25 protein-coding genes are annotated in these 26,164 nt (G+C 72.9%); 16 read left to right on the top strand and 9 right to left on the bottom strand.

The genetic code is table 11. The features are described 5' to 3' along the window. Positions 1-127: 127 nt before the first annotated feature. From xylB to exaC, 6 genes are all read left to right on the top strand, one after another. Complete coding sequence (gene xylB / locus SAM23877_RS05715; RefSeq protein ID WP_053127529.1) at positions 128-1,573, top strand: xylulokinase; 1,446 nt, start codon at positions 128-130, stop codon at positions 1,571-1,573. A gap of 325 nt (positions 1,574-1,898) precedes the next feature. Continuing rightward, a complete protein-coding gene (locus SAM23877_RS05720; RefSeq protein ID WP_053127531.1) occupies positions 1,899-3,107 on the top strand; it encodes an ROK family transcriptional regulator in 1,209 nt (402 codons plus the stop codon). A gap of 14 nt (positions 3,108-3,121) precedes the next feature. Beyond that, on the top strand, positions 3,122-3,367 hold the full coding sequence (locus SAM23877_RS39625) for a hypothetical protein (RefSeq protein WP_053127533.1): 246 nt from the start codon (positions 3,122-3,124) through the stop codon (positions 3,365-3,367). 175 nt (positions 3,368-3,542) lie between these two features. Then, positions 3,543-4,148, top strand: coding sequence for an N-acetylmuramoyl-L-alanine amidase (locus tag SAM23877_RS05730; protein ID WP_053127535.1), 606 nt, complete (start codon positions 3,543-3,545; stop codon positions 4,146-4,148). A 121-nt stretch (positions 4,149-4,269) separates the two neighbouring features. After that, entirely contained in the window at positions 4,270-5,529 is a 1,260-nt protein-coding gene (locus tag SAM23877_RS05735; protein ID WP_053142194.1) for a GAF domain-containing protein, read from the top strand. Between the two features lie 130 nt (positions 5,530-5,659). Then, positions 5,660-7,183 (top strand): acetaldehyde dehydrogenase ExaC, encoded by a 1,524-nt coding sequence (gene exaC / locus SAM23877_RS05740; protein ID WP_053127537.1) that lies wholly within the window; start codon positions 5,660-5,662, stop codon positions 7,181-7,183. A gap of 54 nt (positions 7,184-7,237) precedes the next feature. Here exaC and SAM23877_RS05745 read toward each other — a convergent pair whose 3' ends face one another. After that, a complete protein-coding gene (locus SAM23877_RS05745) occupies positions 7,238-8,278 on the bottom strand; it encodes a LacI family DNA-binding transcriptional regulator (protein ID WP_053127540.1) in 1,041 nt (346 codons plus the stop codon). A gap of 348 nt (positions 8,279-8,626) precedes the next feature. Between SAM23877_RS05745 and SAM23877_RS05750 the strand changes: the two genes are divergently transcribed. The 8 genes from SAM23877_RS05750 to SAM23877_RS05785 all read left to right on the top strand — a co-directional run bounded on the left by SAM23877_RS05750 (position 8,627) and on the right by SAM23877_RS05785 (position 16,566). Further along, entirely contained in the window at positions 8,627-9,712 is a 1,086-nt protein-coding gene (locus SAM23877_RS05750) for a DNA polymerase III subunit beta family protein (protein WP_053142196.1), read from the top strand. 376 nt (positions 9,713-10,088) lie between these two features. Further along, positions 10,089-10,925: an AraC family transcriptional regulator gene (locus tag SAM23877_RS05755; RefSeq protein ID WP_053127543.1), complete on the top strand. Its 837-nt coding sequence runs from the start codon at positions 10,089-10,091 to the stop codon at positions 10,923-10,925. An 82-nt stretch (positions 10,926-11,007) separates the two neighbouring features. Beyond that, complete coding sequence (locus SAM23877_RS05760; RefSeq protein WP_053127545.1) at positions 11,008-11,478, top strand: cupin domain-containing protein; 471 nt, start codon at positions 11,008-11,010, stop codon at positions 11,476-11,478. Continuing rightward, positions 11,475-12,194, top strand: a complete 720-nt coding sequence (locus SAM23877_RS05765; protein ID WP_053127547.1) for an SGNH/GDSL hydrolase family protein — start codon at positions 11,475-11,477, stop codon at positions 12,192-12,194. Before SAM23877_RS05760 ends, SAM23877_RS05765 begins: the two co-directional genes overlap by 4 nt. 174 nt (positions 12,195-12,368) lie before the next feature. Continuing rightward, positions 12,369-13,403, top strand: a complete 1,035-nt coding sequence (locus SAM23877_RS05770) for a LacI family DNA-binding transcriptional regulator (RefSeq protein ID WP_053127549.1) — start codon at positions 12,369-12,371, stop codon at positions 13,401-13,403. A 223-nt stretch (positions 13,404-13,626) separates the two neighbouring features. Further along, positions 13,627-14,766: a glycoside hydrolase family 12 protein gene (locus SAM23877_RS05775; protein WP_053127551.1), complete on the top strand. Its 1,140-nt coding sequence runs from the start codon at positions 13,627-13,629 to the stop codon at positions 14,764-14,766. Positions 14,767-14,946: 180 nt separating this feature from the next. Next, positions 14,947-16,041, top strand: coding sequence for a lytic polysaccharide monooxygenase (locus tag SAM23877_RS05780; RefSeq protein WP_053127554.1), 1,095 nt, complete (start codon positions 14,947-14,949; stop codon positions 16,039-16,041). Positions 16,042-16,176: 135 nt separating this feature from the next. Further along, positions 16,177-16,566: a luciferase domain-containing protein gene (locus tag SAM23877_RS05785; RefSeq protein WP_053127556.1), complete on the top strand. Its 390-nt coding sequence runs from the start codon at positions 16,177-16,179 to the stop codon at positions 16,564-16,566. A gap of 52 nt (positions 16,567-16,618) precedes the next feature. On the opposite strand, the gene SAM23877_RS05790 is transcribed toward SAM23877_RS05785, so the two are convergent. Next, complete coding sequence (locus SAM23877_RS05790; protein ID WP_053127558.1) at positions 16,619-18,211, bottom strand: MFS transporter; 1,593 nt, start codon at positions 18,209-18,211, stop codon at positions 16,619-16,621. Positions 18,212-18,338: 127 nt separating this feature from the next. Next, a complete protein-coding gene (locus SAM23877_RS05795) occupies positions 18,339-18,812 on the bottom strand; it encodes a MarR family winged helix-turn-helix transcriptional regulator (protein WP_053127560.1) in 474 nt (157 codons plus the stop codon). 120 nt (positions 18,813-18,932) lie between these two features. Here SAM23877_RS05795 and SAM23877_RS05800 point away from each other — a divergent pair, with 120 nt between their 5' ends. Continuing rightward, the gene (locus SAM23877_RS05800) at positions 18,933-19,301 is read left to right on the top strand and encodes a DUF779 domain-containing protein (RefSeq protein ID WP_053127561.1); all 369 of its coding nucleotides are present in this window, start codon (positions 18,933-18,935) and stop codon (positions 19,299-19,301) included. Between the two features lie 33 nt (positions 19,302-19,334). Here SAM23877_RS05800 and SAM23877_RS05805 read toward each other — a convergent pair whose 3' ends face one another. The 6 genes from SAM23877_RS05805 to SAM23877_RS05830 form a co-directional block, all read right to left on the bottom strand. Further along, positions 19,335-19,529, bottom strand: coding sequence for a hypothetical protein (locus tag SAM23877_RS05805; protein ID WP_053127564.1), 195 nt, complete (start codon positions 19,527-19,529; stop codon positions 19,335-19,337). A gap of 152 nt (positions 19,530-19,681) precedes the next feature. Continuing rightward, the gene (locus SAM23877_RS05810; protein ID WP_053127566.1) at positions 19,682-20,545 is read right to left on the bottom strand and encodes a phosphatidylinositol-specific phospholipase C/glycerophosphodiester phosphodiesterase family protein; all 864 of its coding nucleotides are present in this window, start codon (positions 20,543-20,545) and stop codon (positions 19,682-19,684) included. A 204-nt stretch (positions 20,546-20,749) separates the two neighbouring features. Then, positions 20,750-21,838: an acyl-CoA dehydrogenase family protein gene (locus tag SAM23877_RS05815; RefSeq protein WP_053127568.1), complete on the bottom strand. Its 1,089-nt coding sequence runs from the start codon at positions 21,836-21,838 to the stop codon at positions 20,750-20,752. Continuing rightward, positions 21,835-23,016, bottom strand: a complete 1,182-nt coding sequence (locus SAM23877_RS05820) for an acyl-CoA dehydrogenase family protein (RefSeq protein ID WP_053127570.1) — start codon at positions 23,014-23,016, stop codon at positions 21,835-21,837. The genes SAM23877_RS05815 and SAM23877_RS05820 overlap by 4 nt, the downstream gene beginning before the upstream one ends. After that, complete coding sequence (locus tag SAM23877_RS05825) at positions 23,013-23,984, bottom strand: NADPH:quinone oxidoreductase family protein (protein WP_053127572.1); 972 nt, start codon at positions 23,982-23,984, stop codon at positions 23,013-23,015. Before SAM23877_RS05825 ends, SAM23877_RS05820 begins: the two co-directional genes overlap by 4 nt. A 104-nt stretch (positions 23,985-24,088) precedes the next feature. Next, entirely contained in the window at positions 24,089-24,664 is a 576-nt protein-coding gene (locus SAM23877_RS05830) for a helix-turn-helix domain-containing protein (protein ID WP_053127574.1), read from the bottom strand. Between the two features lie 77 nt (positions 24,665-24,741). Between SAM23877_RS05830 and SAM23877_RS05835 the strand changes: the two genes are divergently transcribed. Then, positions 24,742-25,776, top strand: coding sequence for an NAD(P)/FAD-dependent oxidoreductase (locus tag SAM23877_RS05835; protein ID WP_053142198.1), 1,035 nt, complete (start codon positions 24,742-24,744; stop codon positions 25,774-25,776). The last annotated feature ends 388 nt before the right edge of the window (positions 25,777-26,164 follow it).

Below are 26,164 nucleotides of genomic sequence, written 5' to 3' on the forward strand. Positions count from 1 at the left end.
ACTATTTCGTCATGGCGCTTTACAAATTAGTATGCACACACGCTCCTGGGAAGGGACAAGGTGTCCCCCGACGCAGAACGAGCCGTCCAGTCAGATCCCGCAGAGCCGCGGAAGAGGGAGAAGCCCGATGTCAGCAGCCGAGGGTCCGCTCGTCGTGGGCGTGGACACGTCCACCCAGTCCACGAAGGCACTGGTCGTCGACGCGGCCACCGGCCAGGTCGTCGCGAGCGGCCAGGCACCCCACACCGTGTCCTCCGGGGCGGGCCGCGAGAGTGATCCGCGTCAGTGGTGGGAGGCGTTGCGCGAAGCGCTGGCCCAGTGCGGCGACGCCGCTCGGGAAGCGGCCGCGGTGTCGATCGGCGGACAGCAGCACGGACTCGTCACCCTGGACGCCCAGGGAGACCCGGTGCGCCCGGCCCTGCTGTGGAACGACGTGCGTTCGGCCCCGCAGGCCCGCCGTCTGATCGATGAACTGGGCGGCCCCAAGACGTGGGCGGAGCGCACGGGCAGTGTGCCGAGTGCCTCGTTCACGGTCACCAAGTGGGCCTGGCTGGCCGAGCACGAGCCGGAGGCGGCCCGCGCGGTGAAGGCCGTCCGACTCCCCCACGACTACCTCACCGAGCGCCTCACCGGTGAGGGGACCACCGACCGCGGCGACGCGTCCGGCACCGGTTGGTGGGCGTCCGGTACGGAGTCGTACGACGAGGACATCCTCGCGCGCGTGGGGCTCGATCCGGCGTTGCTGCCCCGCATGGTGCGGCCCGGCGAGGTGGCCGGCACCGTGCGCGACGGTCACGGCCTGCCGTTCTCCAAGGGCACCCTGGTCGCCGCCGGCACCGGTGACAACGCGGCCGCGGCACTGGGCCTCGGGCTCCGTCCCGGCGCACCCGTGATGAGTCTCGGCACGTCCGGCACCGTGTACGCCGTGTCGCGGCGCCGGCCCGCCGACCCGACCGGCACCGTGGCGGGCTTCGCCGACGCACGCGGCGACTGGCTGCCGCTGGCGTGCACCCTCAACTGCACGCTCGCCGTCGACCGCGTCGCGGCCCTGCTGGGCCTGGACAGGGAAGCCGTCGAACCGGGCACCGACGTCACCCTGCTGCCCTACCTGGACGGCGAACGCACGCCGAACCTGCCCCACTCCTCCGGCCTCCTGCACGGACTGCGCCACGACACCACCGCCGGCCAGCTGCTCCAGGCCGCGTACGACGGCGCGGTGCACTCGTTGCTCGGGGCACTCGACCTCGTCCTGGACTCCGACGCGGACACCTCGGAGCCCCTGCTGCTGATCGGCGGCGGCGCCCGCGGGACCGCGTGGCAGCAGACCGTACGGCGGCTGTCGGGCCGGCCCGTGCAGATCCCCGAGGCGAAGGAGCTGGTCGCACTCGGCGCCGCCGCACAGGCGGCCGGCCTGCTGACCGGTGAGGACGCGGCGGCGGTCGCCCGGCGTTGGAACACGGCCGCCGGGCCTGTGCTCGACGCCGTGGAGCGGGACGAGGCGGCGCTGACGAGGATCTCCGGGGTACTCTCCGACGCGGCACCCCTGCTGGAGCGGACTGCGGGAACCCGCTGAGGACGCGTTCCCGCGGGCGCGCCGCCCACGGGGAACCCCGTCACCGGGCCGTTCCCGGGCGACGCGGCCCACTCGGGGCGTCGGGTGTGCGCCGGGGTGGACCGCGACCTGGGCGCCCTACCGGAGGCCGTGCCCGCGGTCGGTCGCCGACGGAGTCCGCTCCGCGGGCGACGGTGCGATGGCCGACGGACAGCACCGGGGATCGCGCGGGCGGTCGCCGGCCCGCGACGGCGGGCGTACGACGACGACCGCCGGCCCGCGTCGGCGGGCCTGTGGCGGGGACCGACCGAGGACCGACCGAGACCGAGCAAGGACTGACGGAGGCATGACCGCACCCCCGCACGAAGACCGTCCGGCACGCGCCGGGCGCCCGCTGCCGGACACCCAGCAGGGCATGCGTCGCCGCAACCTGGCCCGGGTGATGCACACCGTCAGCGCCGAGGGCCCGCTGTCCCGAGCCGCCGTCGCCTCACGCATCGGGCTCACGCGAGCCGCCGTGTCGACCCTGGTGGACGAGCTCATCCGCTCCGGACTCCTGGAGGAGCTGGGGCCCGAGCGGCCCGGCCGGGTGGGGCGGCCCGGGTCGGCGCTCGGCGTCAGCGCACAGGGGCCTGCGGGCATCGGTGCCGAAGTCGGCGTCGACCACCTCGCGGTCTGCGCCGTCGACCTGCGCGGCCGGGTGCGGTCGCGGGTCGTGCGGTACGGCAGCAACCGGGGCCGTTCGCCGGAGCCGGTGGTCGAGCAGCTCGACGGTCTGGTACGTCAGGTCGTGTCGGAGGCCGAGTCGGAGGGGCTGTGGCCCGCTGGTCTCGCGGTGGCCGTACCGGGTCTCGTGGCACGGGACGCCCGGACCGTCGTACGCGCTCCGAACCTGGACTGGCACGACGCCGACCTGGGTGCCCTGCTGCCCGCGGACCTGCCGCTGACCGTGGACAACGAGGCCAACTTCGGTGCACTCGCCGAGCTCTGGCTCGGTGACGGTACCCCGCGGGACTTCCTGCACGTGTCGGCCGAGATCGGCATCGGTGCCGCGGTGGTCGTCGACGGACGGCTGCTGCGCGGAACCCGAGGTTTCGCCGGCGAGCTGGGCCACGTACCGGTGCGACCCGACGGGCCGGAGTGCGCCTGCGGCGGGCGCGGGTGCCTGGAGCAGTACGCCGGCGAGAAGGCGGTACTGCGCGCGGCCGGGGTGGAACCGGGCGAGGACCGCGTCGGACTGCTCGCGGGGCGTGCGACGGAGGGCGACGAGGCCGTGCGGCGGGCCCTGAGCGACGCGGGCAGGGCGCTCGGCATCGCGCTGACCGGCGCGGTGAACCTGCTGGACCCCGAGAGCGTGGTGCTGGGCGGGGCACTGGCCGGGCTCGCCCCCTGGCTGCTGCCGTCACTGCGCGACGAACTCGCCCGGCGCACGGCCGGCCCGGCCTGTCCGGTCAGCGTGTCGGAGTTGGGCCCGCAGGGTCCGCTGCTCGGCGCCGCGCACTCGGTGGTGCGAGCCGTCCTGGACGACCCGGCGGTGGTGGCGGAGCGGGCCTGAGCCCGCCCCAGGCGTTGGCTCCTCGCCGGCCGGCCCGAACCCCGATCGCCCCCGCCGCCGACGTTCCACGGCTGCGGCTGCGGCTGCGGCTGCGGCTGCGGCTGCGGCTGCGGCTGCGGCTGCGGCTGCGGCTGCGGCTGCGGCTGCGGCTGCGGCTCAACGAGTACGGGAGTCGGCGGGCCCGCGTCGTCCTCGTCCGCACGCCCCCCACTCCCCTCCGCCCCCATCCCTTGCCGCACTCTCTTCACTCGATCGAGTGAGCGCGATGTCCACAAGAAGGCGCCCGTCCACGGAACGGCGCGGCGCCCTACTGCGCAATCCCCGCTGCCCGTACGGTGATTCGCACCGGCACATCTCACGCAAGGCGACGGCCGTCTCCCTCACCCACCCCCACCGGGCCTCGGGCCCCACCCATCCCACGAAAGGGCAGACCCCATGGAAAGGGAAAGGACAACACCTGTTCCGACCAGGCGGCGGCTCCTGAAGGGCGCCGCGCTCGCCGCCGTCCCGTACACCCTGCTCTCCGGTACCCGGGCCGCCGCCCGGCCCGCCGCCGTGGACTACCCCTTGGCCGAGTGGCAGCCGTCGAGCGCCTTCAACTACACCCCGTCGAGCCGCCCTACCACCTACCCCGTCGACCACGTGGTCGTCCACGTCACGCAGGAGACGTACGCCGACACCCTCGCCATCTTCCGCAACCCGGAGAAGCAGGTCTCCGCGCACTACGTCGTCCGGTCCTCCGACGGGCACGTGGCCCAGTGCGTCCGGGAGGCGGACGTCGCCTGGCACGCGGGAAACTGGGACTACAACACCCGCAGCATCGGGATCGAGCACGAGGGGTGGGTGGACCGGCCCGAGTACTTCACCAACGCCCTGTACGAGGAGTCGGCCCGGCTCACCGCGGCGATCTGCACCAGGTACGGCATCCCCAGGGACCGCGCCCACATCATCGCCCACCATGAGGTACCGGGCAGCGATCACACGGACCCGGGGCCCCTGTGGGACTGGACCCGCTACATCAGACTGGTCAACTTCGCCTGACCAATGGCCTGTTCTTCGGCCGATGTTCCCGTCCGGGTGATCCTGCCGGTCGAAACGGTTGTCCGCGCCTGCCCGCGGAGTGACGATGTCCCCCACCGCACCACTCTCCGGGGAGGCCGAGTTGACCGATTCGTGGCTGGCTCTGGAGCCGGGGACCGACCCCGTCGAGCGCGCGCGGACGCTGCGGCGAGCGCACGAGACCTTCACCGAGGCCGGGACGGTGCCGCGCCCCGTACGCCCCGTGGTGGCGGAGTCGTGGCGGCGCTCGGTCAGGGCGGGTGTCGGCCCGGACAGCACCGCGAACGTGGAACTCATGGACGGTGACCTGGGCGCCTACCGGGCCGAGCATCCGCTGGCGCGGGTGATGCCGCTGATCCGGGAACTCCTGGGCGCGTTCGCCGCCGACGGCGAGCATCTGCTCGCCGTGTGCGACGCGCACGGCAGACTGCTGTGGGTCGAGGGCCATCCGGCCACACGGCGCAGTGCGGGGCGGATGAACTTCGTGCCCGGTGCCCGCTGGGCGGAGTCCGCGGTCGGGACGAACGCGCCGGGCACGGCGATGGCGGTCGGCCGTCCGGTCCAGGTCTTCGCGGCCGAGCACTTCGTCCGACGGGCCCAGCCGTGGACGTGTGCGGCGGCTCCGGTGCACGACCCCCGCACCGGGCGGGTGCTCGGTGCGGTGGACATCACCGGCGGGGACGGTCTGGCGCACCCGCACAGTCTGGGCTTCGTCCAGGCGGTCGCGCGTGCCGCGGAGTCGCAGCTGGCGCTGCTGACCCCGGAGCCAGCGGCGGCCCGGACGGCTCAGCTGACCGCGCTGGGCCGTGACGAGGCCCTGCTGAGCGCGGAGGGTCGCAGCGTCAGGCTGAGCCGGCGGCACAGCGAGTTGGTCGTGCTGCTGGCCCATCATCCGGAGGGCCTCACCGGCGACGAGTTGCTGTGCGCGCTCTATGAGGACGAGGCGGTGCCGCCGGTGACGCTGCGCGCCGAACTGGCGCGGCTGCGCGGGCTGCTGGGGCCGGGGCGGCTGGCTTCACGGCCGTACCGGCTCACGATGCCCGTCGACTCCGACGCCGCCGTGGTCGAGCGGCGCCTGCGGGCCGGTGCGGTGACGGCGGCCGCGACGGCGTACGCCGGACCGCTCCTGCCCGGTTCCCGGGCCCCGGCGGTGGCCCGGCTCCGGCGCCGCCTCGCCGACGGCCTGCGCGCGGCACTGGTCGCCCGCCGCGATCCCGACCTGCTGGCCGACTGGGCGCACGCGCCCTGGGGCGAGGACGACCTGGACGTCTGGCGGGCACTGGTCGCGGTCCGGCCCACGGCTGCGGCCAGGGCCCGGCTGGCCGCACTGGAGTCGGAGCTGGCGGCGCCGGGGGCGTGGTGACCACCTGCCGGCCGCGACGGCCCGCCGGAGACGGCCACCGCCACGCAACGTCCCTGCAACGTCCCGCTTCCTAGCCTCGCGGGCGGAGCTGTCCAACGGCGGGCAGCGCTCGACGAGGGAGGCAGACAGGATGACCCGTTACGCGGCGCCCGGCACCGAGGGCGCGATCGTCTCCTACCAGTCGCGCTACGACCATTTCATCGGCGGCGAGTACGTGCCGCCGGCGCGGGGGCAGTACTTCGAGAACCCGTCGCCGGTGGACGGCCGGCCGTTCACGGAGGTCGCGCGCGGTACGGCGGAGGACGTGGAGCGCGCGCTCGACGCCGCGCACGAGGCCGCGCCCGGCTGGGGCCGCACATCGGTGACCGAGCGTTCCGACATCCTGCTGAGGATCGCCGCTCGTATGGAGGCGAACCTGGAGAGCCTGGCGGTCGCGGAGAGCTGGGAGAACGGAAAGCCGGTGCGCGAGACACTGGCGGCCGACATCCCGCTCGCCATCGACCACTTCCGCTACTTCGCGGGCGCGGTGCGCGCCCAGGAGGGCTCGATCGGCGAGATCGACGACGACACGGTGGCGTACCACTTCCACGAGCCGCTGGGGGTCGTCGCGCAGATCATCCCGTGGAACTTCCCGATCCTGATGGCGGTCTGGAAGCTCGCCCCCGCCCTCGCGGCCGGCAACGCGGTGGTCCTGAAGCCCGCCGAACAGACCCCGGCCTCCATCCACTACTGGCTGAGCCTGGTCTCCGACCTCCTGCCGCCCGGAGTCCTCAACGTCGTCAACGGCTTCGGCGTGGAGGCGGGCAAGCCGCTCGCGTCCAGCCCGCGGGTGGCGAAGGTGGCGTTCACCGGGGAGACCACCACCGGGCGGCTGATCATGCAGTACGCGTCGGAGAACATCAAGCCGGTCACGCTGGAGCTGGGAGGCAAGTCACCGAACATCTTCTTCGACGACGTCTGGGCGCGGGACGACGACTTCCGTGACAAGGCACTCGAGGGCTTCACGATGTTCGCGCTCAACCAGGGCGAGGTGTGCACCTGCCCGTCCCGGGCGCTGGTCCAGCGCGGCAACTACGCCGAGTTCCTCGAGGCCGCCGTCGCGCGTACCGAGCTGATCAAGCCGGGACACCCCCTGGACACCGACACGATGATCGGCGCGCAGGCGTCCAACGACCAGCTGGAGAAGATCCTCTCCTACCTGGACATCGGCCGCCAGGAGGGCGCCAAGGTGCTCACGGGCGGGGAACGCATCGATTACGGCGGCGAGTTGAAGGGTGGCTACTACGTTCAGCCGACGATCTTCGAGGGCCACAACCGCATGCGGATCTTCCAGGAGGAGATCTTCGGGCCGGTCGTGTCGGTCACGTCCTTCGACGACTTCGACGACGCCGTCACCATCGCCAACGACACCCTGTACGGCCTGGGCGCCGGCGTGTGGACCCGCGACATGAACACCGCGTACCGCGCGGGCCGCGCGATCCAGGCGGGCCGCGTGTGGACGAACTGCTATCACGCCTACCCGGCGCATGCCGCCTTCGGCGGCTACAAGCAGTCCGGGATCGGCCGGGAGAACCACAAGATGATGCTGGAGCACTACCAGCAGACGAAGAACATCCTCTGTTCCTACAGCCCTCGGAAACTCGGGTTCTTCTAGAGCCCCGAGTCGGGTCGCCGGGCGGCCACCCGCCCGCGACGGCCCGCGCCCCGGTCACGCGGACTCGCGCACCACGAGCTCGGGGTCGAAGATCACGGCGGTGGGCTCGGTGCGGGGCGTTCCCTCGATCTCCTCCTGGAGGAGCCGGGCCATCGTGGCCGCCATCTCCTCCATCGGCTGGCGGACCGTGGTCAGTCGTGGCTGGGAGGTGACCGCCGCGCTGGAGTCGTCGAAACCGACCACCGCCACGTCGTCCGGGATTCTGCGGCCCTGCTCGCGCAGGGCGTCACAGGCGCCCCGGGCCATCATGTCGTTGGCCGCGAACACGCCGTCGACACCGGGGTGTTCGGTGAGCAGACGGGTCATCGCCGCCGCACCGCTGGCGGCGGTGAACCCGCCCTCCGCGACCGGGACGCAGGGCTGGCCGTGCCGTTCCATCGTCTCCCGGAACCCGGTCAGCCGGTCCTGCGCCGCGGGCAGGTCCAGCGGCCCCGTGATCGTGGCGACGCGCCGGCAGCCACGCGTCAGCAGATGCTCGGCGGCCAGGCGCGCGCCTTCCCGGTGGGCCAGGTCCACGTACGTGACGGGGACCGGTGCGCTGGGGCGCGCGAAGAGTACGCAGGGCAGCCGCTCCGCCGCCAGCAGCGCGGGCAGGGGGTCCTCCGCGTGGGTGGAGAAGATCAGCGCGCCGTCCGCGCTCCCCTGCCGCAGGTACGCCGCCACCTCCCGGCGGGCCGCCGCGGTCTCGGCGAACATCAGGACCGGGTACATCGACCGCGGACGCAGGAATCCGACGACTCCGCCGACCACCCGGCCGAAGAACGGGTCGGTGAGCGCACGCGAGGCGAACGCACCCTCGTCACCGGGGTCGTCCGCCGCGCCGGAGATGACCAGGGCGATGGTCTGGGCGCGCCGGGTCACCAGAGCGCGCGCGGCGCTGTTCGGCGCGTAGCCGGTCCGCTCGATCGCGTCCCGGACCACTTCCTGGATGGCGGGGTCCACGTTGCGGACGCCGTTGACCACGCGGGACACGGTCGCGCGGGAGACACCCGCCTGCCTCGCGACATCTTCGAGCGTCGGGGGGCGTCTGATCATGCGGACACCCTACCGGCGCGTTCCACGGCCTGATCGGCGATGGGCGGACCGGCTCCGGTGGGACGTCACGGCCCGGAACCGGTCACCCCGACGCCGGTGCGCAGCTGCGGGTTTCCGGCCGACGGGCACGCATGCGCCTCGTACGCCCCGGTGCGGCGCGCAGGCAGTCGTGGGGCGGGCGATGCTGGGGGTGACCCCGGTGGGGGACCCCGGCGGGGGACGCCGGTGGGGGACGCCGGTGGGCGACCGTGAGGGGAACCTCCGGGGCGAGGGGCGGAGGTCGTGGATCGCGTCGGGGTTGACCCTCGACCTGGTCAAGGGCTCAGGGTCACGGATGTGGAGAACGAGATGCGCAGCATCGGGGAAACGGCCCGCGACAGCGGACTGGGCGTGAGCGCCCTGCGGTTCTACGACCGTGCCGGTGTGCTGGTCCCCGCCTGGGTCGATCCGGTGAGCGGCTACCGCTGGTACGCCCCGGAGCAGACCGACGAGGCCCGGCTGCTGGCCAGACTGCGGAGGGCCGGTATGCCGTTGGCGGACCTCCGGCTGGTGCTGGCCGGTTGGTCCGGGACGGACACGGACCTGGTGCGGGGTCTTCTGGAGACGCACCTGCGCCGTCTGGAACGGGGACTGGCCGACGCCCGCAGCGAGATCTCCGCGCTCCGAGCAATACTCGACCAGAGGGAGAATCCCATGCCCACGTCACCGCCCACCGCCTCCGTGCGGCTGTCGTTCCCCGCGCCGGCGCTGGCCGCCGCGCTGGACGCCGTCCGGTTCGCCGCCGGCACCGACCCCGGCCTGCCCATGCTCGCCGGGATCCTGTTCGACCTGGAGGGCGACTCGCTCCACCTCGTCGCCACGGACCGTTACCGGATGGCCGTGGCACGCGTGGACGCCGGTGCGCACGACGGACCGCGCGTCCAGGCTCTCGTGCCCGTCCCGCTCGCCGGCGCGATGCGCGCCCTGCTGAGCCACGACGAGCCGGTCGGTCTCACCGTGGGCGGTGACAGCGTGACGCTGGAGACCGGGGGCGGCCGGACGGCCGGGCAGTGCCTCGACCACGACTTCCCCGACTACCGTCGGCTCGTCCACCTGCCGTCCGGGCGGCGGACGCTCGTCGATGTGCCGGTCTTCCGCAAGGCACTGGAGTCCGGACCGGTCCGCACCGGCGAGGTGAGCGAGCAGGACGGCACGTCGCACGACCTCAGTGTGCTCCGGGTGGCCGACGACGGCACGGTGACGGTCCGCGAGGACGGTGACGACCACCCCGACGACTTCGCCGTGGACCGCGGGTACCTGCTCGAGGCGCTGGAGGCGGGCGGCCGGGAGCGCCTGGTCCTGGAGTTCGGCGCTCCCACGGCGCCGCTCGCGATCCGTCGGCCCGACGACGCGTCGACGTTCTCGCTGCTGATGCCGGTCCGCCTGGACGGCTGACGGCCGGGCACGTGTCGCGCCCCCCGTCGATGCCGACAGGCAGCCGCCGGCCCGGGCGACTCCGCCGGGACCGCGGCGCCCCCGACCCGGCCGGCACCCCCGACCCCGGCCGGCGGCCCTCCGGCCCGGGGCCGTCCCGGTCCCGGCCCGGCCGACCCCCGGTGCTGGTTCGCACCCTGACGCCCGCCCCGGCCCCGGACCCTGCCGGCCCGGATGCCGACCCACACCCCTCCGGAACACTCCGCGTCGGCGGAAGGACCACGGCGGTGCGCCGAGCATCTGGCCCTTGGGTCCTCTCCGTCGATGCGGGGGTGCTTCGCCAGTCCTTTCCTTGGATGGTGATTCTCCTGGGCCGGGCGGCTCGTACACTGCCGAAATGGAGGACCAGACGGCCACCGAGATCGGTGCACGTCCAGCGCCCGTCCTGCGGGAGTACGTCGACTCGTATGTCGGCTTCGACCTCCGCGGGCTCCCGACGGGGGTGCACTGCGGCCCGCCGAGCCGCGCGCTCACCGCGGTGATCAGCCTGTCGGAGCCCTTGGAGGTGGCGGCGGGCGTTGACGACGGGTCGCCGGTCACCCGATTCGACAGTCTGGCCGGCGGTCTGATGCGCCGGTCCGTCGCGATTCACCACGACGGACGCCAGCAAGGTGTGCAGATATCGCTGACACCGCTCGGGGGCCGGGCCCTCTACGGCATGCCCGCCGCCGAGCTCGCCCACCAACTGGTCCCACTTGACGAACTTCTCGGAGCGCTGGCCGTCGAACTGGTCGACCGGCTCCGATCGGCGACGACGTGGGCCGCGCGGTTCACCGTGCTGGACGAAGTGCTCCTGCGAGCTGTCGGCCGTGGCGCCTGCGGCGGCCATGTGCGCTGGGCGCGCCCCGAGATAGCCGAGGCATGGCGTCGCCTCGTCACCGCGCGGGGTTGCGTCCAGGTGGGTGCGGTCGCCGCGGAACTCGGCTGGAGCCGTCGGTACCTCACCGAGCGGTTTCGCGGGGAGGTGGGTCTGTCGCCGAAGACCTTCGCCCGCGTCCTGCGCTTCGAGCACGCGCACGAACTGGCGGCGGCGCCGGACCCGCTCCCGTGGGGTGATGTGGCAACCGTCTCCGGCTACGCCGACCAGGCCCATCTCGTCCGGGACTGGCGCGAGTTCACCGGCCGGTCGCCGACGGCCTGGCGTCGCGGCGAAGTCCTCCTCCAAGCCGGGTAGCCGCCGACCGTCCGCCCCTCGCGCCGGCTTCTCTTCCCTTTTCTTCAAGACCGCCCGAGCGCGGACGTGGACGATCGTCGGCATGAGACTCGTCAACCACGAACGCAATGCCGTGGACCTGCGGACCACCCCCGTGCACCTCGGACTGGAATCGAGAGCGAATCCCGTCGAGGGCTTCGCCTGGGACCCGGAGGTGCTCCAGGCCTACAGCGCCGCGGTCGCGGCGGACGGCGCCGAGGGCCGGATGGTGATGATCTTCGACGGCGACGGGCTCGGCGACCACTGGGAGAGCCACCCCGCAGGTGACGAACTGGTCGTCTGCCTCAGCGGATCCGTGACGGTCACCCGCGACGTGGACGGGGTGCCCGACCGCGTTCTGCTCGGGCCGGGCGAGGCCACCATCAACCCGGCCGGGGTATGGCACGTGGTCGACATGGAGGGGCCGACGTCCATCCTGGCCATCACCGCGACCCTCGGCACCGACCACCGTCCTCGGACCGACACCCGCCCGACCGAACGCGTCGGCACGCCCGGCCCGGAGGAAGCGCCGTGACGACACGCGTCGCGTGCCTCGGCGACAGCCTCACCCGCGCGCAGTTCAGCGTCGACTACCTGGATCTTCTCGGACGACGCCACCCTCCCGGTGACGTGCGGCTCGCCCGTTTCGGCGTCAACGGCGACTTCGCCCACAACCTCTTGCAGCGCCTCGATGCCGTCGTCAGGAACCCACCCGACGTGATCACCGTGTTGATCGGGACCAACGACGCCCGAGCGAGCCTTGCCGGCTACCCCGTCGAGCAGGCCATGAAGCGTAAACGGCTCCCTGCTCGCCCGTCGGAAGGCTGGTTCCAGCAGTGCCTGGGAGCCGTCGTCGCACGGCTGCGAGCGGAGACCGACGCGACGATCGGTCTGCTGTCGCTACCGGTACTCGGCCAACGACTCGACGGAGCAGCGGCACAGGCGTCGCAGGCGTACAGCCGGGTGATCGCCGAGGTCGCCGCCACCAACGCGGTGGCCTACCTTCCGCTCCACGAACGCCAGATCGAGGAACTGCGCCGAGCGGACCCGCCGCCGATTCCCTACCGGGAGGCGACGCCCGCAGCGGTCGTCGGCGTCCTCGTCCAGCACGCAGTGCTGCGCCGCAGCCTCGACACGATCTCGCGGCGGCGAGGTCTCGTGCTCACGACCGACCACATCCACCAGAACAGCCGCGGCGCCACCCTGGTCGCGGAGGTCATCGACGCCGTTCTGCTGCCTCGCAGCGCGTAGCCGGCTCCGGCGCCCGGACGGTCGGTCCCACGAACCCCGGCCCCACCCCGCCGAACCCACGACCTCCGGGTCCGCCCCTCCGAACCCACGATCTCCGGGTCCACCCTCGCGATCGGCCCGCCCAGCCGAGCGGGTCGCCGTAGTATCGAACGATCTCGTGAGGGGGAGGCGGACATGGGCAGACAGCGACCCGGTACGCCGACGCTGGAAGAGGTGGCCGCGCTCGCCGGCGTCGGACGGGGCACCGTCTCCAGGGTCATCAACAACGCGGCCGGCGTGCGGGATTCGACGCGCCGTGCCGTGCAGCAGGCCATCGCCGAACTGGGGTACGTCCCGAACCTCGCGGCCCGTTCCCTGGCCGGGCACCGTGCGGACGCCGTCGCGCTGGTGATGACGGAGCCGGACTGGCGGCTGTTCGGCGAGCCGTTCTTCACCGAGGTCGTCCATGCCGTGGGCGACGCCCTCACGGACACCCCGGTGCAGTTGCTGCTCACCCTGGTCCGTACGGACACCGAGCGGCAGCGCTTCGTGGAGTACGCCCGCGGCGGCCGGGTGGACGGCGTGCTGCTGATGTCCGTGCACGCCGAGGACCCGCTGCCCGACATGCTCGCCAAGGCGGGGCTGCCCACTGTCATGCTGGGGCGGCGTTCCGGCGACGAGAGCGTCACCTACGTGGACGCGGACAACACCGGCGGTGCGCGCGGCGCGGTCACCCACCTGCTGAACGGCGGCCGGACGACGATCGGCGCCATCAGCGGACCGCTCGACATGTACGTCGCCCAGTGCCGCCTGCGCGGGTACCGGGAGGCGCTGGAGCTGGCGGGCGTGGCGGCCAGGCCCTCGCTGGTCGTCGAGGGGGACGACTTCACGGAGGAGAGCGGCCGCCGGGCGACGGCCGACCTGATCGCCCGGCACCCCGAGCTGGACGCGGTCTTCGCGGCCTCCGACACGATGGCCGCCGGAGCGCTGAACGCACTGCGCGCGGCGGGCCGACGGGTCCCTCAGGACGTCGCCGTGATCGGCTTCGACGACTTCCACCCGGCCCGGCCCACCGATCCGCCGCTGACGACGGTCCGCCAGCCGCTGGAGGAGATCGGCCGCACGATGGTGCGGCTCCTGCTGGAGGAGATGGAGCAGATCGAGGAGTCCTCCGTCGCCTGGCGGCACGTCATCCTCCGTACGGAACTGGTGCTGCGCGACTCCGCCTGAAGCGCAGGGCGTCGGGAGCGCTCCCGACGACCGATACCGGGGTCGGCCTCCCACCTGGGGCTTCGAGATTTCTTCGACAACTCCCGCGCGCACAGTCTTGTCAGGAACATGAACCGCTTCTACAGTCCCCAATCAACCGGTAAGTGGGAGCGCTCCCATCAGTGGGGAGTTGGGAGCGCTCCCGCACCGGCCCCTTCCCCCCGCACCCTCCGGAGAGGCCCCCATGCGACCGTTACGGCCCCAAGTACGCACCGCGCGCGGCCTTCTAGGCGTACTCATCGCGACTCTCGCCGTCGTCGCGTCCCTGGTGACCGCGGCGGCGCCGGCCCAGGCCGACACCACGATCTGCGAACCGTTCGGGACGACGACGATCCAGGGACGCTACGTCGTCCAGAACAACCGCTGGGGTACCAGTGCCACCCAGTGCGTCACCGCCACCGACACCGGTTTCCGGGTCGGCCAGGCCGACGGCTCGGTGCCGACCAACGGGGCACCGAAGTCGTACCCGTCGGTCTTCAACGGCTGTCACTACACCACCTGTTCGCCGGGCACCAACCTTCCCGCCCGGCTCGACACCATCTCCGAGGCACCCTCCGGCATCTCGTACGGCTATGTCGGCAACGCCGTCTACAACGCCTCGTACGACATCTGGCTGGACCCGACCCCCCGGACGGACGGGGTCAACCGGACCGAGATCATGATCTGGTTCAACCGGGTGGGCCCGATCCAGCCCATCGGCTCACCGGTCGGCACGGCCACCGTCGGCGGACGGACCTGGGAGGTGTGGACGGGGAGCAACGGCGCCAACGACGTGCTGTCCTTCGTGGCCCCGTCGGCCATCACCGGCTGGAACTTCGACGTCATGGACTTCGTCCGGGCGACCGTCGCACGCGGGCTCGCCGAGAACGACTGGTACCTGACGAGTGTGCAGGCGGGCTTCGAGCCGTGGCAGAACGGCGCCGGCCTGTCCGTGAACTCCTTCTCCTCCTCCGTCGTGACCGGCGGCGACCCGGGCGATCCCGATCCCGGCAACCCCGGCGAACCGGTGGCGTGCACGGTGACGTACGGGACCAACGTCTGGCAGAACGGCTTCACCGCGGACGTCACCGTCACCAACACCGGACAGGCCCCGGTCGACGGTTGGCGACTCGCCTTCACCCTGCCCTCCGGCCAGCGGATCACCAACGCCTGGAACGCCTCCGTCACCCCGTCGACGGGCTCCCTCACCGCCACCGGCTTGGGGCACAACGCCCGGATCGCACCCGGCGGCAGCCTGTCGTTCGGCTTCCAGGGCACCCACAGCGGGGCGTTCGCCGAGCCGGACGGTTTCCGGCTGAACGGCACCGCCTGCGCCGCGTCGTAGCACCGCGCGGGGCCACCGTCCCCCTCGCCCGTCCGGACGAAGCGCGTTCCCGGACGGGCGAGGGGTTCCACCGTGCGCCCATCGCGCACCCCCTCCGACAGCGGGCTCGATCGTCCCCTCTGATGGTCATGCCTTGATCATCACCGACCGGAAGACTCCGTACCGGAAACAGGAGATCCCATGGCTCGACGCAGCAGATACATCTCCCTGGCGGCGGTAATGGCCACCTTGCTCAGTGCGCTCGGCGTGACCTTCCTGCTCGGACAGGGGCGGGCCGAGGCACACGGCGTGGCGATGATGCCCGGCTCCCGTACCTATCTCTGCCAGCTGGACGCCAAGACCGGCACCGGCGCCCTGGACCCGACGAACCCCGCGTGCCGGAGCGCCCTCGACACGAGCGGTGCGACGGCGCTGTACAACTGGTTCGCCGTCCTCGACTCCAACGCGGGCGGACGCGGCGCCGGTTACGTGCCGGACGGCACCCTGTGCAGTGCCGGCAACCGGTCCCCGTACGACTTCAGGGGCTACAACGCGGCCCGCTCCGACTGGCCCCGGACGCACCTGACGTCCGGTTCGACGATCCAGGTGAACTACAGCAACTGGGCGGCCCACCCGGGTGACTTCCGGGTCTACCTGACCAAGCCCGGCTGGTCGCCCACGTCCGAACTGGGCTGGGACGACCTGGAGCTGATCGAGACGGTGACCGACCCGCCGCAGCGGGGCTCGGCGGGTGCCGACGGGGGGCACTACTACTGGGACCTGGCGCTGCCCTCGGGACGGTCGGGTGACGCCCTGATCTTCATGCAGTGGGTGCGCTCGGACAGCCAGGAGAACTTCTTCTCCTGCTCCGACGTCGTCTTCGACGGCGGCAACGGCGAGGTGACCGGCATCCGCGGTTCGGGCGGCACGCCGACGCCGACGCCGACACCGACCACGCCTCCGACCACTCCCCCGCCCACCCACTCCGGTTCGTGCATGGCCGTCTACAACGTGGAGAACTCCTGGAGCGGTGGCTTCCAGGGCTCCGTGGAGGTCATGAACCACGGCACGGAGCCCCTGAACGGCTGGGCGGTGCAGTGGAAGCCGGGCAACGGGACCACGCTCGGCGGCGTGTGGAACGGCTCGCCGACCCGCGGCACCGACGGCACGGTCAAGGTCCGGAACGTGGACCACAACCGCGTCGTCCCACCGGACGGCAGCGTGACCTTCGGGTTCACCGCGACGTCCACGGGCAACGACTTCCCGGTGGGGACGATCGGCTGCGTGGCGCCGTAACACCTGACGGGGAGGCGCCGTGGCCGGTCCTGCGGCGCCTCCCCCGGCATCCTCCGCGTGCCCGCCGACCTCACGTGCCGGTTACGAATCGCTCAACCTCTGGTTGCGGGGCGGTGATCGGGCGACGATGGGGTCATGACTCTGGCCCAGCGCGCCCTTGAGCGGCTGCAAGCCTGGCCCGACCTCACGACGGGTCAGGCCAGTTGCGGAACCGGACGGGCGCTGCGCTCCGTCCGCGACGAGATAGTCCACTTCCACTCGGACCGGGACGTGGACCTCCACCTGACCCACCGGGCCATCCAGCGTTTCCAGTACGACCTGGGCGGCTCCAGCGCCATCCGCATGGTCCCCGGCTCGCGGTGGGTGACCGTGCACCTGGACTGCGACGCCGACGTCGACCTGCTGCTGAGCCTGGTGAGCATCGCGCTGAAGGCCCACCAGACCAGGCCCCCCTCCGACCTGCCCTCGGGCTGCAACTTCCGCCGGGTCACGGTGCTCCCCCGGACCGCGGCCGGGGACTTCTGAGGCATCCGACGGCGGAGCCCCCCGACTCGGAGGGGCGCCGCCGTTCCGTTCCTCAGTGCTCCGCCGGCCGGTCCGCGGTGCGCCGGATGCCGGCCGCGGCGAGCACGGCGCCGAGCACACAGAGCGCGCCGGTGACGACCACCGCCGCGTGCACGCCGTTCATGAAGGCCTGCCCGCTGCCCTCCACCACGGCCGCCCGCAGGCCGGCCGGCATGTCGCCGGAGACGGGCGCCACGCCCATCGCCACGGCGTCCTTCGCCTCCCGCAGACCGTGGGCCATGGCCGGGGGCACGCCCGCGCCGGTCAGTTCGCCGGTGAGGGTGGAGCCGACCTTGCCGCTGATCAGGGAGACGAGCACGGACGTACCGAGCGCACCGCCGATCTGCAGGGTCGTGGCCTGCAGACCGCCGGCCACACCGCCGTCGCGTACGGGGGCGTTGCCGACGATGGCGTCGGAGGACGCGGACATCACCATGCCGACGCCGAGGCCGAGCGCGATGAACGGCGGCCACATCGTGGCGTAGGAGGAGTCGGTCTGCCAGGTGAGCATGCCGAAGCAGGACGCCGCCTGGAGCAGCATGCCCAGCGGCATGGTCAGCCGGGGTCCGAAGCGCTGGGTCAGGGCCGCGCCCAGGGGCGAGGCGACCAGCGAGGCGAGGCTGAGCGGGAGTGTCCGCACCCCCGCCTCGACCGGCGTGAAACCGCGTACGTTCTGCAGGTAGAGCATGACGAAGAAGATCACGCCGAGCATGACGAAGAAGTTCAGTGCGGTGATGATCGCGCCGATCGTCAGCGCACGGTTGCGGAACAGGCGCATCGGCAGCAGCGGGTGCTCGACCCGGGTCTCGTACCAGCCGAACACGAGCAGGAGCACGAGTCCGGCGGCTACGGCGCCCAGGGTGCCGGCGGACGTCCATCCCCAGGTCTCGCCCTTGACGACGCCGAAGACCACGGCCAGCAGGCCGAGGGCCAGCAGGACGAGGCCAGGGATGTCGAAGCGTTCCCGGCCGGCGGCGTTGCGGCTCTCGGGGAGGACCAGGGCGCCGAAGACGATGGCGGCGATGCCGATGGGGGCGTTGATGTAGAAGACGGACTCCCAGTTGACGTGCTCCACGAGGAGGCCGCCGACAATGGGCCCGAGTGCCGTCGCGACGGCGGAGACCATGGCCCAGATGCCCACGGCCATGCCGAACTTCCTCGGCGGGAAGACGGACCGGAGCAGGCCGAGGGTGTTGGGCATCAGCAGTCCGCCGAAGGCACCCTGGAGGGCGCGGAAGGCGACGACGCCCTCGATCGACCCGGCCAGGCCGATGGCTATCGAGGCGAGGGTGAAGCCGGCGACGCCCACGAGGTAGTAGGTGCGCCGGCCGAACCGGTCGCCGAGCTTGCCGCCCAGGATGAGCGTGGCGGCGAGGGCGAGCAGGTAGGAGTTGGTCACCCACTGCAGCTGGGCGGTCGAGGCCTGCAGGTCGCTGCCGATCTCGGGGTTGGCGATGGCGACGACGGAACCGTCGAGCTGGACCATGAACAGTCCGAACGCGACCGCGAGGAGGGTCAGCCAGGGGTTGGACCGCAGGCGGCCGACCGCAGGCGGGGCGGTCGGGGCCGCGGGTGCGGCGGGGTGGTCCAGGGACGTGGGCGGCATGGGTGTGCCTTCTCTTCCAGGTTCAGGGGTGGTGCGTGGGGGCGGGGCGGCCCCCGGGAGCACGGCGGGCCGGCCGCGGGCACGTCGGCGTGCCCGCGGCCGGCGGGAATGCCCGGGCCCCGCCCGGTCAGCGGGCGGCGGGGTGGAGGTGCCGCGTCAACGCGTCGAGGGCGTCCAGGGCGGAGCCGAGCGCGCCCTGCTGGCCCTCGGTGAGGGAGGCCAGGGCGTTGCGGATGAACGCGGTCTCCAGGTCCCGTACCTCGGACACTCGCTCCCGGGCCGTGGCCGTGAGGTGGAGGTGCGCGACGCGCTTGTCGGCGTCGTCCTGCCTGCGCTCCAGGTCGCCCGTGTCGGTGAGCTGGGAGACCAGGGCGCTGACGTTGTTGGGCTTCATCAGCAGGGCCTCGGCCGCCTCACGCACCGTGGCGCCCTCGTGCTGGGCGACGAACCGCAGCAGGGCGAGCTGGCCCTCCGGGGGCTTGGGGTGCGGGTACTGGGCGGAGACCCGACGGTCCAGCGCCCGGTGCAGCGCGGGAAGGCATGCCGCGAGCCCGGAGGCCACACGGTCGATGTCCCGGCGAGGGGTGCTGGAGTCGGTCACCCGACGATATTAGCTATGTGAAAATAGGTATGTCAAAAGAGGTAATCTTGGGGAGGCGGTTCCCGACGTGGTGACGCGGTGCAACCCTCCCGCAACCTTCACCGTGCTGGTGTGGGGGGCATGCCCGACACATACGAGGAGACGCCCCGCGTGGCGGTCACGCCCGACGCGGCCGCACTGCTGCGGCGGCTGCGCGAGGCGCACGGTCCGCTGATGTTCCACCTGTCCGGCGGCTGCTGCGACGGCAGCTCCCCCATGTGCTACCCGGCCGGCGAGTTCCGCACCGGCGCGGCCGACGTGCTGCTGGCGGAGCTGGTGATCGACGGCGTCGAGGAGCCGGTGGGGTTCTGGATGTCGCGCAGCCAGTACGAGGCGTGGAGCCACACCCGGTTGATCGTGGACGTCGTCGCGGGCCGGGGCGGCGGCTTCTCGCTGGAGGCGCCCGAGGGGGTGCGTTTCCTCATCCGCTCCCGCCTCGTCGGCGCCTAGCCACCCGGGAGGCCTCGGCGCCCGGCCCGCCCGTCACGGTCTGAGGCTGCTGACGATGTCCGCCGTCGCGGTCAGGCCGCTGTTGATGGTCGGCGCGATGCTCGTGCCGGACAGATAGAAGCCGAGCAGCAGACACACCAGGGCGTGCGAGACCTTCAGCCCGCCGTTCCGCAGGAAGATCACCGCCAGGACGGACAGCAACAGCACCACAGAGATGGAAACGGCCATCGTCAACCTCCTCCGCCACGTCCACTTCGCGGCGTTCGGCCGCAAGTGTGGCGTAGCGGAGGGTTCGTCCGGGCGGCTGACCTGTCCGCCGAACGAGTGGTGTCCCGCGGTGTCGGCCGGCGCCCCGGGCCCGGCCTGGGCGTCCCGGTGTCCTACGCGCCCCGGTGGGCGTCGAGGAACGCCTCCAGGCCGGCGAGGTCGTCGGTGTTGAGGTGGTCGACACCGGCGGCGAGCAGCTCGGTCCACACGGCGTCCCGGGCGGGCCCCGCCAGGTCGGGCGTGGCCCAGAACCGCACCCGCTGCCCGCGGGCGTGTGCCGCGCCGACGAGGTCCCGCAACCTGCGCCGCTCGGCCGCCGGGAAGGCGCCCACGCCCTGCCAGGTGAAGTTGAGCGTCCAGTTGTCGCTGATCAGCGGGACGAAGGAGGCCGGCGCGGAGGTACCGAGGTCCTTGAGGCGACCGTCGTAGAAGGCGTGGCGGGTGCTCTGCGCCTCCATGGGCGCACGGGCCGCCCGGTCGCCCGAGACCACCGCGGTGACCGCGCCGGGGAACACCCGTCCGTGGGCGTACGTGGTGAACAGATGCCGGTAGCGGCGCAGACGGCGGTCGAGTTCCAGGTACGTCGACGCCCCCTCGGTCTTGATGTCGATCAGGAGTTGCAGGGCGCGGCGGTCCCGTCGGTACACCCGGCCGTGGTGCGCGCGGACGCGGGCGGCGAGGGGCTCCAGGTAGAGGGACTCCAGGGTCCGGCCGGGATCGAGGTCCTCCGCGTCGTGTGCGACGAGGAGTTGGCCGCCGACCAGGTGGATGTCGGCCTCGACGCTGCCGAAGCGGTGGTCGAGGGCGTCCAGGAGGGGGCGGGCGTGCTCGTAGTCGTTGTGGGCGTGGGCCCGCCACAACGGGCGCGGTCCGGGCCTGCCTTCGCCGGCCAGCGCGGTGCCGGCGGGCAGGGCGACCGCGCCCGCGAGGGCGGTGCCGAGGGTGGTGAGGGCTCTGCGTCGGGTGGTGAGGGCCATGCTCTGCCTCCCTGGAAGTGCCGTACGGGACGCATGTGAGTATGGGGTCCCGACACCCTCGGGAAGCAGGGTCCTGCGCGGAGTTGGCCGGACTGCCGCCGCTCGTTCACTTCGGCGCAGCGGGGCGCACGGACCGTCCGCCCCGGTGGGACGGAGATGCCCGCCCCTGGCGGGACGGGCATCTCGCGTGCCGGATCGCAGCCGTCAGGGGGCTTGCAGGTCGACCAGAGCGGCCAGCGCCTCCCGGTGGGTCCCCGCCGTCCCGTACGCGATCGAGTCGGCCTTGGCCCGCTTCAGGTACAGGTGGACCGGGTGCTCCCACGTCATACCGATACCGGCGTGCAGTTGCAGCGCCTCCTCGGCGGCGTGCACGGCGACCTGGCCCGCGTACGCCTGGGCCACGGCGACGGCCACGTCCGTGTCCTCGCCGGTCGCCAGCGCGTCGGCGGCGTTGCGGGCCGCGGCGCGCAGGCCCGCGACCTCCAGCCACAGCCGGGCGAGCCGGTGCTTGAGCGCCTGGAAGCCGCCGACCTGCCGGTTGAACTGCCTGCGCTCCTTGAGGTAGCGGACGGTCTCGGTCAGCAGCCAGTCGGCGAGGCCCAGTTGCTCGGAGGCGAGCAGCCCGGCGCCCGCCCGCAGGGCCCGTCGTACCGCGGCCTCGGTGTCGCCCAGCCGGCGCCCGGTGACGCCGTCGAGGGTCACGCGGGCGAGTGGCCTGGTCAGGTCCAGGGACACCTGCGGGGTGACGGTGACCTCGGCGGCGCGGACCGCGTACAGACCTCCGTCGTCCGCCGGCACCAGCAGCACGTCGGCGACGGCCGCGTCGGCGATGCCGGTCAACTCGCCCCGCAGGGCGCCCTCTTCGAAGCGCACCCGGTCGATGTCGCGGCCGGGCGCGGTGTGCAGTCCGACGGCGAGTACCGCGATCGTCGTCGCGGACGCCAGGTCGCGGAGCAGGTCGTCGGCTCCGCAGCCGAGCAGGGCCTCGGTCGCGACCACGGCGCTCGTCAGGTACGGCACCGGAGCGACCGCGCGCCCCAGCTCCTCCAGCACCACGGCGACTTCCCGGTGGCCGGCGCCCTGACCGCCCAGTTCCTCGGGGATCAGGAGGCCCGCGAGGCCCATCTGCCCGCACAGCGCCTTCCACAGCGACACGTCGTGCGGCGCGGCCGACTCGGTCCGGGCGATGACGCCCGCCGGGTCGCAGTGGTCGGTGAGCAGGTCCCGGACGGCGGCGCGCAGCGCCTCTTCCTCCTCCGAGTAGAGAAGACCGGGTTCCGACTGTGCGCTCATCGGGCGAGGTCCTTCCATGCGACGTCCTTGTCGGTGCGCGGTTCGGCGGGCAGGCCCAGGACGCGCTCGGCGACGATGTTCAGCAGGACCTCGCTGGTCCCGCCCTCGATGCTGTTGCCCTTGGAACGGAGGTAGCGGTACCCGGCGTCGCGGCCGGTGAAGTCCACCAGTTCGGGGCGGCGCATGGTCCAGTCGTCGTACAGCAGGCCTTCCTCGCCGAGGAGTTCGACCTCCAGACCGCTGATCTCCTGGTTCAGGCGGGCGAAGTTCAGCTTCATACCGGCGCCCTCGGGGCCCGGCTGGCCGGCCACCAGTTGCTGGCGCAGCCGCACGCCGGTGAGCCGTGCGACCTCGGCCTCGACCCACAGACCGAGCAGCCGCTGGTGGAGGTCGTGGGTGCGCAGGTCGGGGCGTTCCCGCCAGGTGGCGGCGATCTTGCCGATCATGCCGCCCTCGCGGGGGATCGGGGTGCCGCCGATGGCCACGCGTTCGTTGTTCAGCGTGGTCTGCGCGACCCGCCAGCCGTCGCCGATCTCGCCGAGGCGGCGGGAGTCGGGGATGCGGACGTCGGTGAGGAAGACCTCGTTGAACTCGGCCTCGCCGGTGACCTGGCGCAGCGGACGGACCTCGACGCCGGGGTCGGTCATGTCGCACACGAAGTACGTGATGCCCCGGTGCTTGGGCACGGCCGGGTCGGTGCGGGCGATGAGGATGGCCCAACGGGCGACGTGCGCGCTGGACGTCCACACCTTCTGCCCGTTGACGACCCAGCCGTCACCCTCGCGCACGGCCCTCGTGCCGAGCGCGGCCAGGTCGGACCCGGCGCCCGGCTCGCTGAAGAGCTGGCACCAGACCTCCTCGCCCGTCCACAGCGGGCGCAGGAGCCGCCGCTTCTGCTCCTCCGTGCCGTACTGGAGGATGGTCGGGGCGGCCATGCCGAGGCCGATGCCGATGCGCCGGGGGTCGTTGTCGGGGGCGCCCGCGGCCTTCAGTTCGGCGTCCACGACGGGCTGGAGGGAGCGGGGGGCGGCGAGTCCGCCCAGGCCCTGGGGGAAGTGCACCCAGGCGAGTCCGGCGTCGAACCGGGCCCGCAGGAAGTCCAGGCGGTCCGTGGTCGCCGGCGGGTGCGCGGCCAGCAACTCCTTGGTGAGGCGGCGCAGTTCCGCTGCGTCGGTCATGCTGCGGCTCCCTTCTGAGGGACGACGGCCACCCGGCCGGTCGTCGTGCCGTCGGCGACGCGCTGCACGGCGTCCGCGGCCCCGTCGAGCGGTACCCGCTCGCTCACCAGGGGCTTGATCGCGCCCCGGGCGGCCAGCTCGGTCAGCTGCTCGTGGCAGTGCTGGACCAGCTTGGGGTTCTTGGTGTTGTACAGGCCCCAGTGCAGGCCGAGGACGGCGTAGTTCTTCACCAGGGCGTGGTTCAGCGCGGGGCTGGGGATCGTGCCGCTCGCGAAGCCGACGACGACGATCCGGCCCTCGAAGGCGACGACCTTGGCGGACTGGGCGTAGGCCTGACCGCCGACCGGGTCGTAGACCACGTCGGCGCCCCGGCCGCCGGTGGCCTCCTTCACGGCGCCGACGACGTCCTCGCCGTGCCGGTCGACGACCACGTCGCAGCCCAGTTCGCGGGCGACGGCCGCCTTCTCGGGGCCGCCGACGACACCGATGACGGTGGCGCCGGCGGCCTTGCCGAGCTGCACGGCCGCGCTGCCGACCCCTCCGGCGGCAGCGTGGACGAGCAGCGTCTCGCCGGCCTCCAGCCGGGCCCGGCGGTGCAGGCCGAACCAGCCGGTCTGGTAGCCGATGTGCAGGGCGGCGGCCTCGGCGTCGTCCAGCGCCTCGGGTGCGGGCAGCAGGGCGCGGGCGTCGGCGACCGCGTACTCGGCGAAGCCGCCGTGCGGCAGCGCCGGGTTGGCGAGGACGCGGCGCCCGTCCTCGGTCTCGCCGCAGATCTCCACGCCCGGCGTGAACGGCAGCGGCGGCCTGACCTGGTACTGGCCCCGGCACATCAGGGCGTCCGGGAAGTTGATGTTCGCGGCGCGGACCCTCAGCAGGACCTGGCCCTCGCCGGGGGTCGGCGGCGCCACGTCCGCGAGGCGCATCACCTCGCGCGGCTCGCCGTTCTCGTGCACCTGCCATGCCTGCATGCGGGGCCTCCACCGACTGCGTCGTCCGTCCGGGTCCACCGCATACTAAGCGGTCGCTTGCCGATCAGGGAACAGGTGGGCGCGGTCGCCGCCCGGGCCGCAGGTCAGGACCGGGTCGGTCGCGCCCGGACGTGCATCCGCTCCCCCTGCGGGCCGAACAGGCTGAGGAACTCGACCGGCCCCTCCCCCGTCGACCCGAACCAGTGCGGCACCCGGGTGTCGAACTCCGCGGCCTCGCCCGCCGACAGCACCACGTCGTGATCGCCGAGCACGAGCCGCAGCCGGCCCGAGAGGACGTACAGCCACTCGTATCCCTCGTGGGTCCGCGGGTCCGGTTCCTCCTTGCGCCGGGGCTCCAGCACCTTGAACGCCTGGAGTCCCCCCGGCTGGCGGGTGAGGGGCCAGTGGGTGCGGCCGTGGCGCTCGATCGGCTTGGCCCGCACCCGGGGGTCGCCGACCGGCGGGGCGCCGACCAGCTCGTCCAGCGGCACCTGATGGGCCTGGGCGATGGGCAGCAGCAGTTCGAGGCTCGGTCGGCGCAGTCCCGACTCCAGCCTCGACAGGGTGCTGACCGAGATGCCGGTGGTCTCGGAGAGCGCCGCCAGGGTCACCTCCCGTTCCTTGCGCACCTGGCGGAGCCTCGGCCCTACGCCGGCGAGAACGTCGTCTGCAGTGGTCATGCCCTTATTGCAGAACCGGCAAATGTATTTGTCAATCCCGGCGCGTTCGAGCGACCTTTTCCGTGGAGGTGGTCACCATGACCCGCTACAAGGACCCGTTCGAGAAGCAGCCGTCGGGGACGTACGACGTGGTCGTCGTCGGCGGCGGCGCGGCCGGGCTCTCCGCCGCGCTCGTCCTGGGCCGCTCGCGGCTGCGCACCCTGGTCGTCGACGCCGGTGAGCCGCGCAACGCGCCCTCGGACCACATGCAGGGCTACCTGACCCGCGACGGCATGCCGCCCGCCGAGTTCCTCGCGCTCGGCCGCAAGGAGATCGCGCGGTACGGCGTGGAGCTGGTCCGCGACCGGGCCGTGGACGCGACGCGGGGCGTGGACACGCCCCGAAGCGACGACGGGACCCGGGGCGACGACGCGGCCCGGGGAGCGGGCGTGGCCACGGGCGAGGACTTCGCCGTGGCGCTGGCCGGTGGCCGGACCGTGCACGCCCGTCGGCTGATCGTCACCACGGGGCTCAGGGACGAGCTTCCCGCGGTGCCCGGCGTCGCCGAGCGGTACGGCCGGGACGTGCTGCACTGCCCGTTCTGCCACGGCTGGGAGGTGCGCGACGAGCGCTTCGGAGTCCTCGCCACCAGCGCGCTCAGCGTGCACCAGGCGCTGATGGTGTCCCACTGGTCGGACGACGTGACCCTCTTCCTCGACACGGTCGCCGAGGACGAACTCTCCGACGAGGATCTGCGCCGGCTCGCGGCGGCCCGGGTGAAGGTGGTGCCCGGTGCGGTGGCCGGTCTGCGGGTCGAGGACGACCGGCTCACCGGGGTCCGGCTGGCGGACGGCACGGTGCACGACCGCTCGGTGGTGTTCGTCGCCCCCCGGGCCGTGCCGCAGACCGGTCTGATGGAACGGCTGGGCGCGGAGCTGCGGGAGACCCCGTTCGGCGCCTACCCCGTGGTCGATCCGACCGGCCTGACCACCGTGCCCGGCGTGTGGACCGCGGGCAACGCGATGGGCTTCGCCGAGCAGGTCGTCCACGCGGCGAGCGGCGGCTACCGGGCGGCGTCGGCCGTCGTCGGCGACCTGATCATGTCCCGCCTGGACGCGGCGGTCGCGGGTTAGGCCGGGTGGCGGGGTCACCGCGCGGTGGCCGGACCGCCGCCGGATGACCGGACCGCCGCCAGGTGACGGGGCCGCGGCCAGGTGACCGGTCCGCCGCGCAGTGACCGGTCCGCCGCGCAGTGCCCGGACCGCCGCGCAGTGCCCGGACCGCCGTGAAGTGACCGGACCGCCGTGAAGTGCCCGGTCCGCCGTGAAGTGCCCGACTGGCGGGTGGCGGGAACACCGCTAGGTCGCCCGACCGGCTCCGGGTGGCCAGACCGCCGCGAGGTGATCGAACCACCGCGAGCTGGCCGGACCCCCGCCGGACGGCGGGACCACCGCGGGGCGACCAGCCGCAGCCCGGCGGCGGGACCACGACGGAGGAGCCGAACCGCCGGCCGGTGACAGG

It is taken from the genome of Streptomyces ambofaciens ATCC 23877 (genome assembly GCF_001267885.1).
GTDB classification, from domain to species: domain Bacteria; phylum Actinomycetota; class Actinomycetes; order Streptomycetales; family Streptomycetaceae; genus Streptomyces; species Streptomyces ambofaciens.

What these genes read in the sequence shown, in the direction of transcription:
- xylB (WP_053127529.1), top strand. Translation starts at nt 128, where the DNA reads ATGTCAGCAGCCGAGGGTCCGCTCGTCGTGGGCGTGGACACGTCCACC.
- SAM23877_RS05720 (WP_053127531.1), top strand. Translation starts at nt 1,899, where the DNA reads ATGACCGCACCCCCGCACGAAGACCGTCCGGCACGCGCCGGGCGCCCG.
- SAM23877_RS05730 (WP_053127535.1), top strand. Translation starts at nt 3,543, where the DNA reads ATGGAAAGGGAAAGGACAACACCTGTTCCGACCAGGCGGCGGCTCCTG.
- exaC (WP_053127537.1), top strand. Translation starts at nt 5,660, where the DNA reads ATGACCCGTTACGCGGCGCCCGGCACCGAGGGCGCGATCGTCTCCTAC.
- SAM23877_RS05745 (WP_053127540.1), bottom strand. Translation starts at nt 8,278, where the DNA reads ATGATCAGACGCCCCCCGACGCTCGAAGATGTCGCGAGGCAGGCGGGT.
- SAM23877_RS05750 (WP_053142196.1), top strand. Translation starts at nt 8,627, where the DNA reads ATGCGCAGCATCGGGGAAACGGCCCGCGACAGCGGACTGGGCGTGAGC.
- SAM23877_RS05755 (WP_053127543.1), top strand. Translation starts at nt 10,089, where the DNA reads ATGGAGGACCAGACGGCCACCGAGATCGGTGCACGTCCAGCGCCCGTC.
- SAM23877_RS05760 (WP_053127545.1), top strand. Translation starts at nt 11,008, where the DNA reads ATGAGACTCGTCAACCACGAACGCAATGCCGTGGACCTGCGGACCACC.
- SAM23877_RS05770 (WP_053127549.1), top strand. Translation starts at nt 12,369, where the DNA reads ATGGGCAGACAGCGACCCGGTACGCCGACGCTGGAAGAGGTGGCCGCG.
- SAM23877_RS05775 (WP_053127551.1), top strand. Translation starts at nt 13,627, where the DNA reads ATGCGACCGTTACGGCCCCAAGTACGCACCGCGCGCGGCCTTCTAGGC.
- SAM23877_RS05780 (WP_053127554.1), top strand. Translation starts at nt 14,947, where the DNA reads ATGGCTCGACGCAGCAGATACATCTCCCTGGCGGCGGTAATGGCCACC.
- SAM23877_RS05785 (WP_053127556.1), top strand. Translation starts at nt 16,177, where the DNA reads ATGACTCTGGCCCAGCGCGCCCTTGAGCGGCTGCAAGCCTGGCCCGAC.
- SAM23877_RS05790 (WP_053127558.1), bottom strand. Translation starts at nt 18,211, where the DNA reads ATGCCGCCCACGTCCCTGGACCACCCCGCCGCACCCGCGGCCCCGACC.
- SAM23877_RS05800 (WP_053127561.1), top strand. Translation starts at nt 18,933, where the DNA reads ATGCCCGACACATACGAGGAGACGCCCCGCGTGGCGGTCACGCCCGAC.
- SAM23877_RS05805 (WP_053127564.1), bottom strand. Translation starts at nt 19,529, where the DNA reads ATGGCCGTTTCCATCTCTGTGGTGCTGTTGCTGTCCGTCCTGGCGGTG.
- SAM23877_RS05810 (WP_053127566.1), bottom strand. Translation starts at nt 20,545, where the DNA reads ATGGCCCTCACCACCCGACGCAGAGCCCTCACCACCCTCGGCACCGCC.
- SAM23877_RS05815 (WP_053127568.1), bottom strand. Translation starts at nt 21,838, where the DNA reads ATGAGCGCACAGTCGGAACCCGGTCTTCTCTACTCGGAGGAGGAAGAG.
- SAM23877_RS05820 (WP_053127570.1), bottom strand. Translation starts at nt 23,016, where the DNA reads ATGACCGACGCAGCGGAACTGCGCCGCCTCACCAAGGAGTTGCTGGCC.
- SAM23877_RS05825 (WP_053127572.1), bottom strand. Translation starts at nt 23,984, where the DNA reads ATGCAGGCATGGCAGGTGCACGAGAACGGCGAGCCGCGCGAGGTGATG.
- SAM23877_RS05830 (WP_053127574.1), bottom strand. Translation starts at nt 24,664, where the DNA reads ATGACCACTGCAGACGACGTTCTCGCCGGCGTAGGGCCGAGGCTCCGC.
- SAM23877_RS05835 (WP_053142198.1), top strand. Translation starts at nt 24,742, where the DNA reads ATGACCCGCTACAAGGACCCGTTCGAGAAGCAGCCGTCGGGGACGTAC.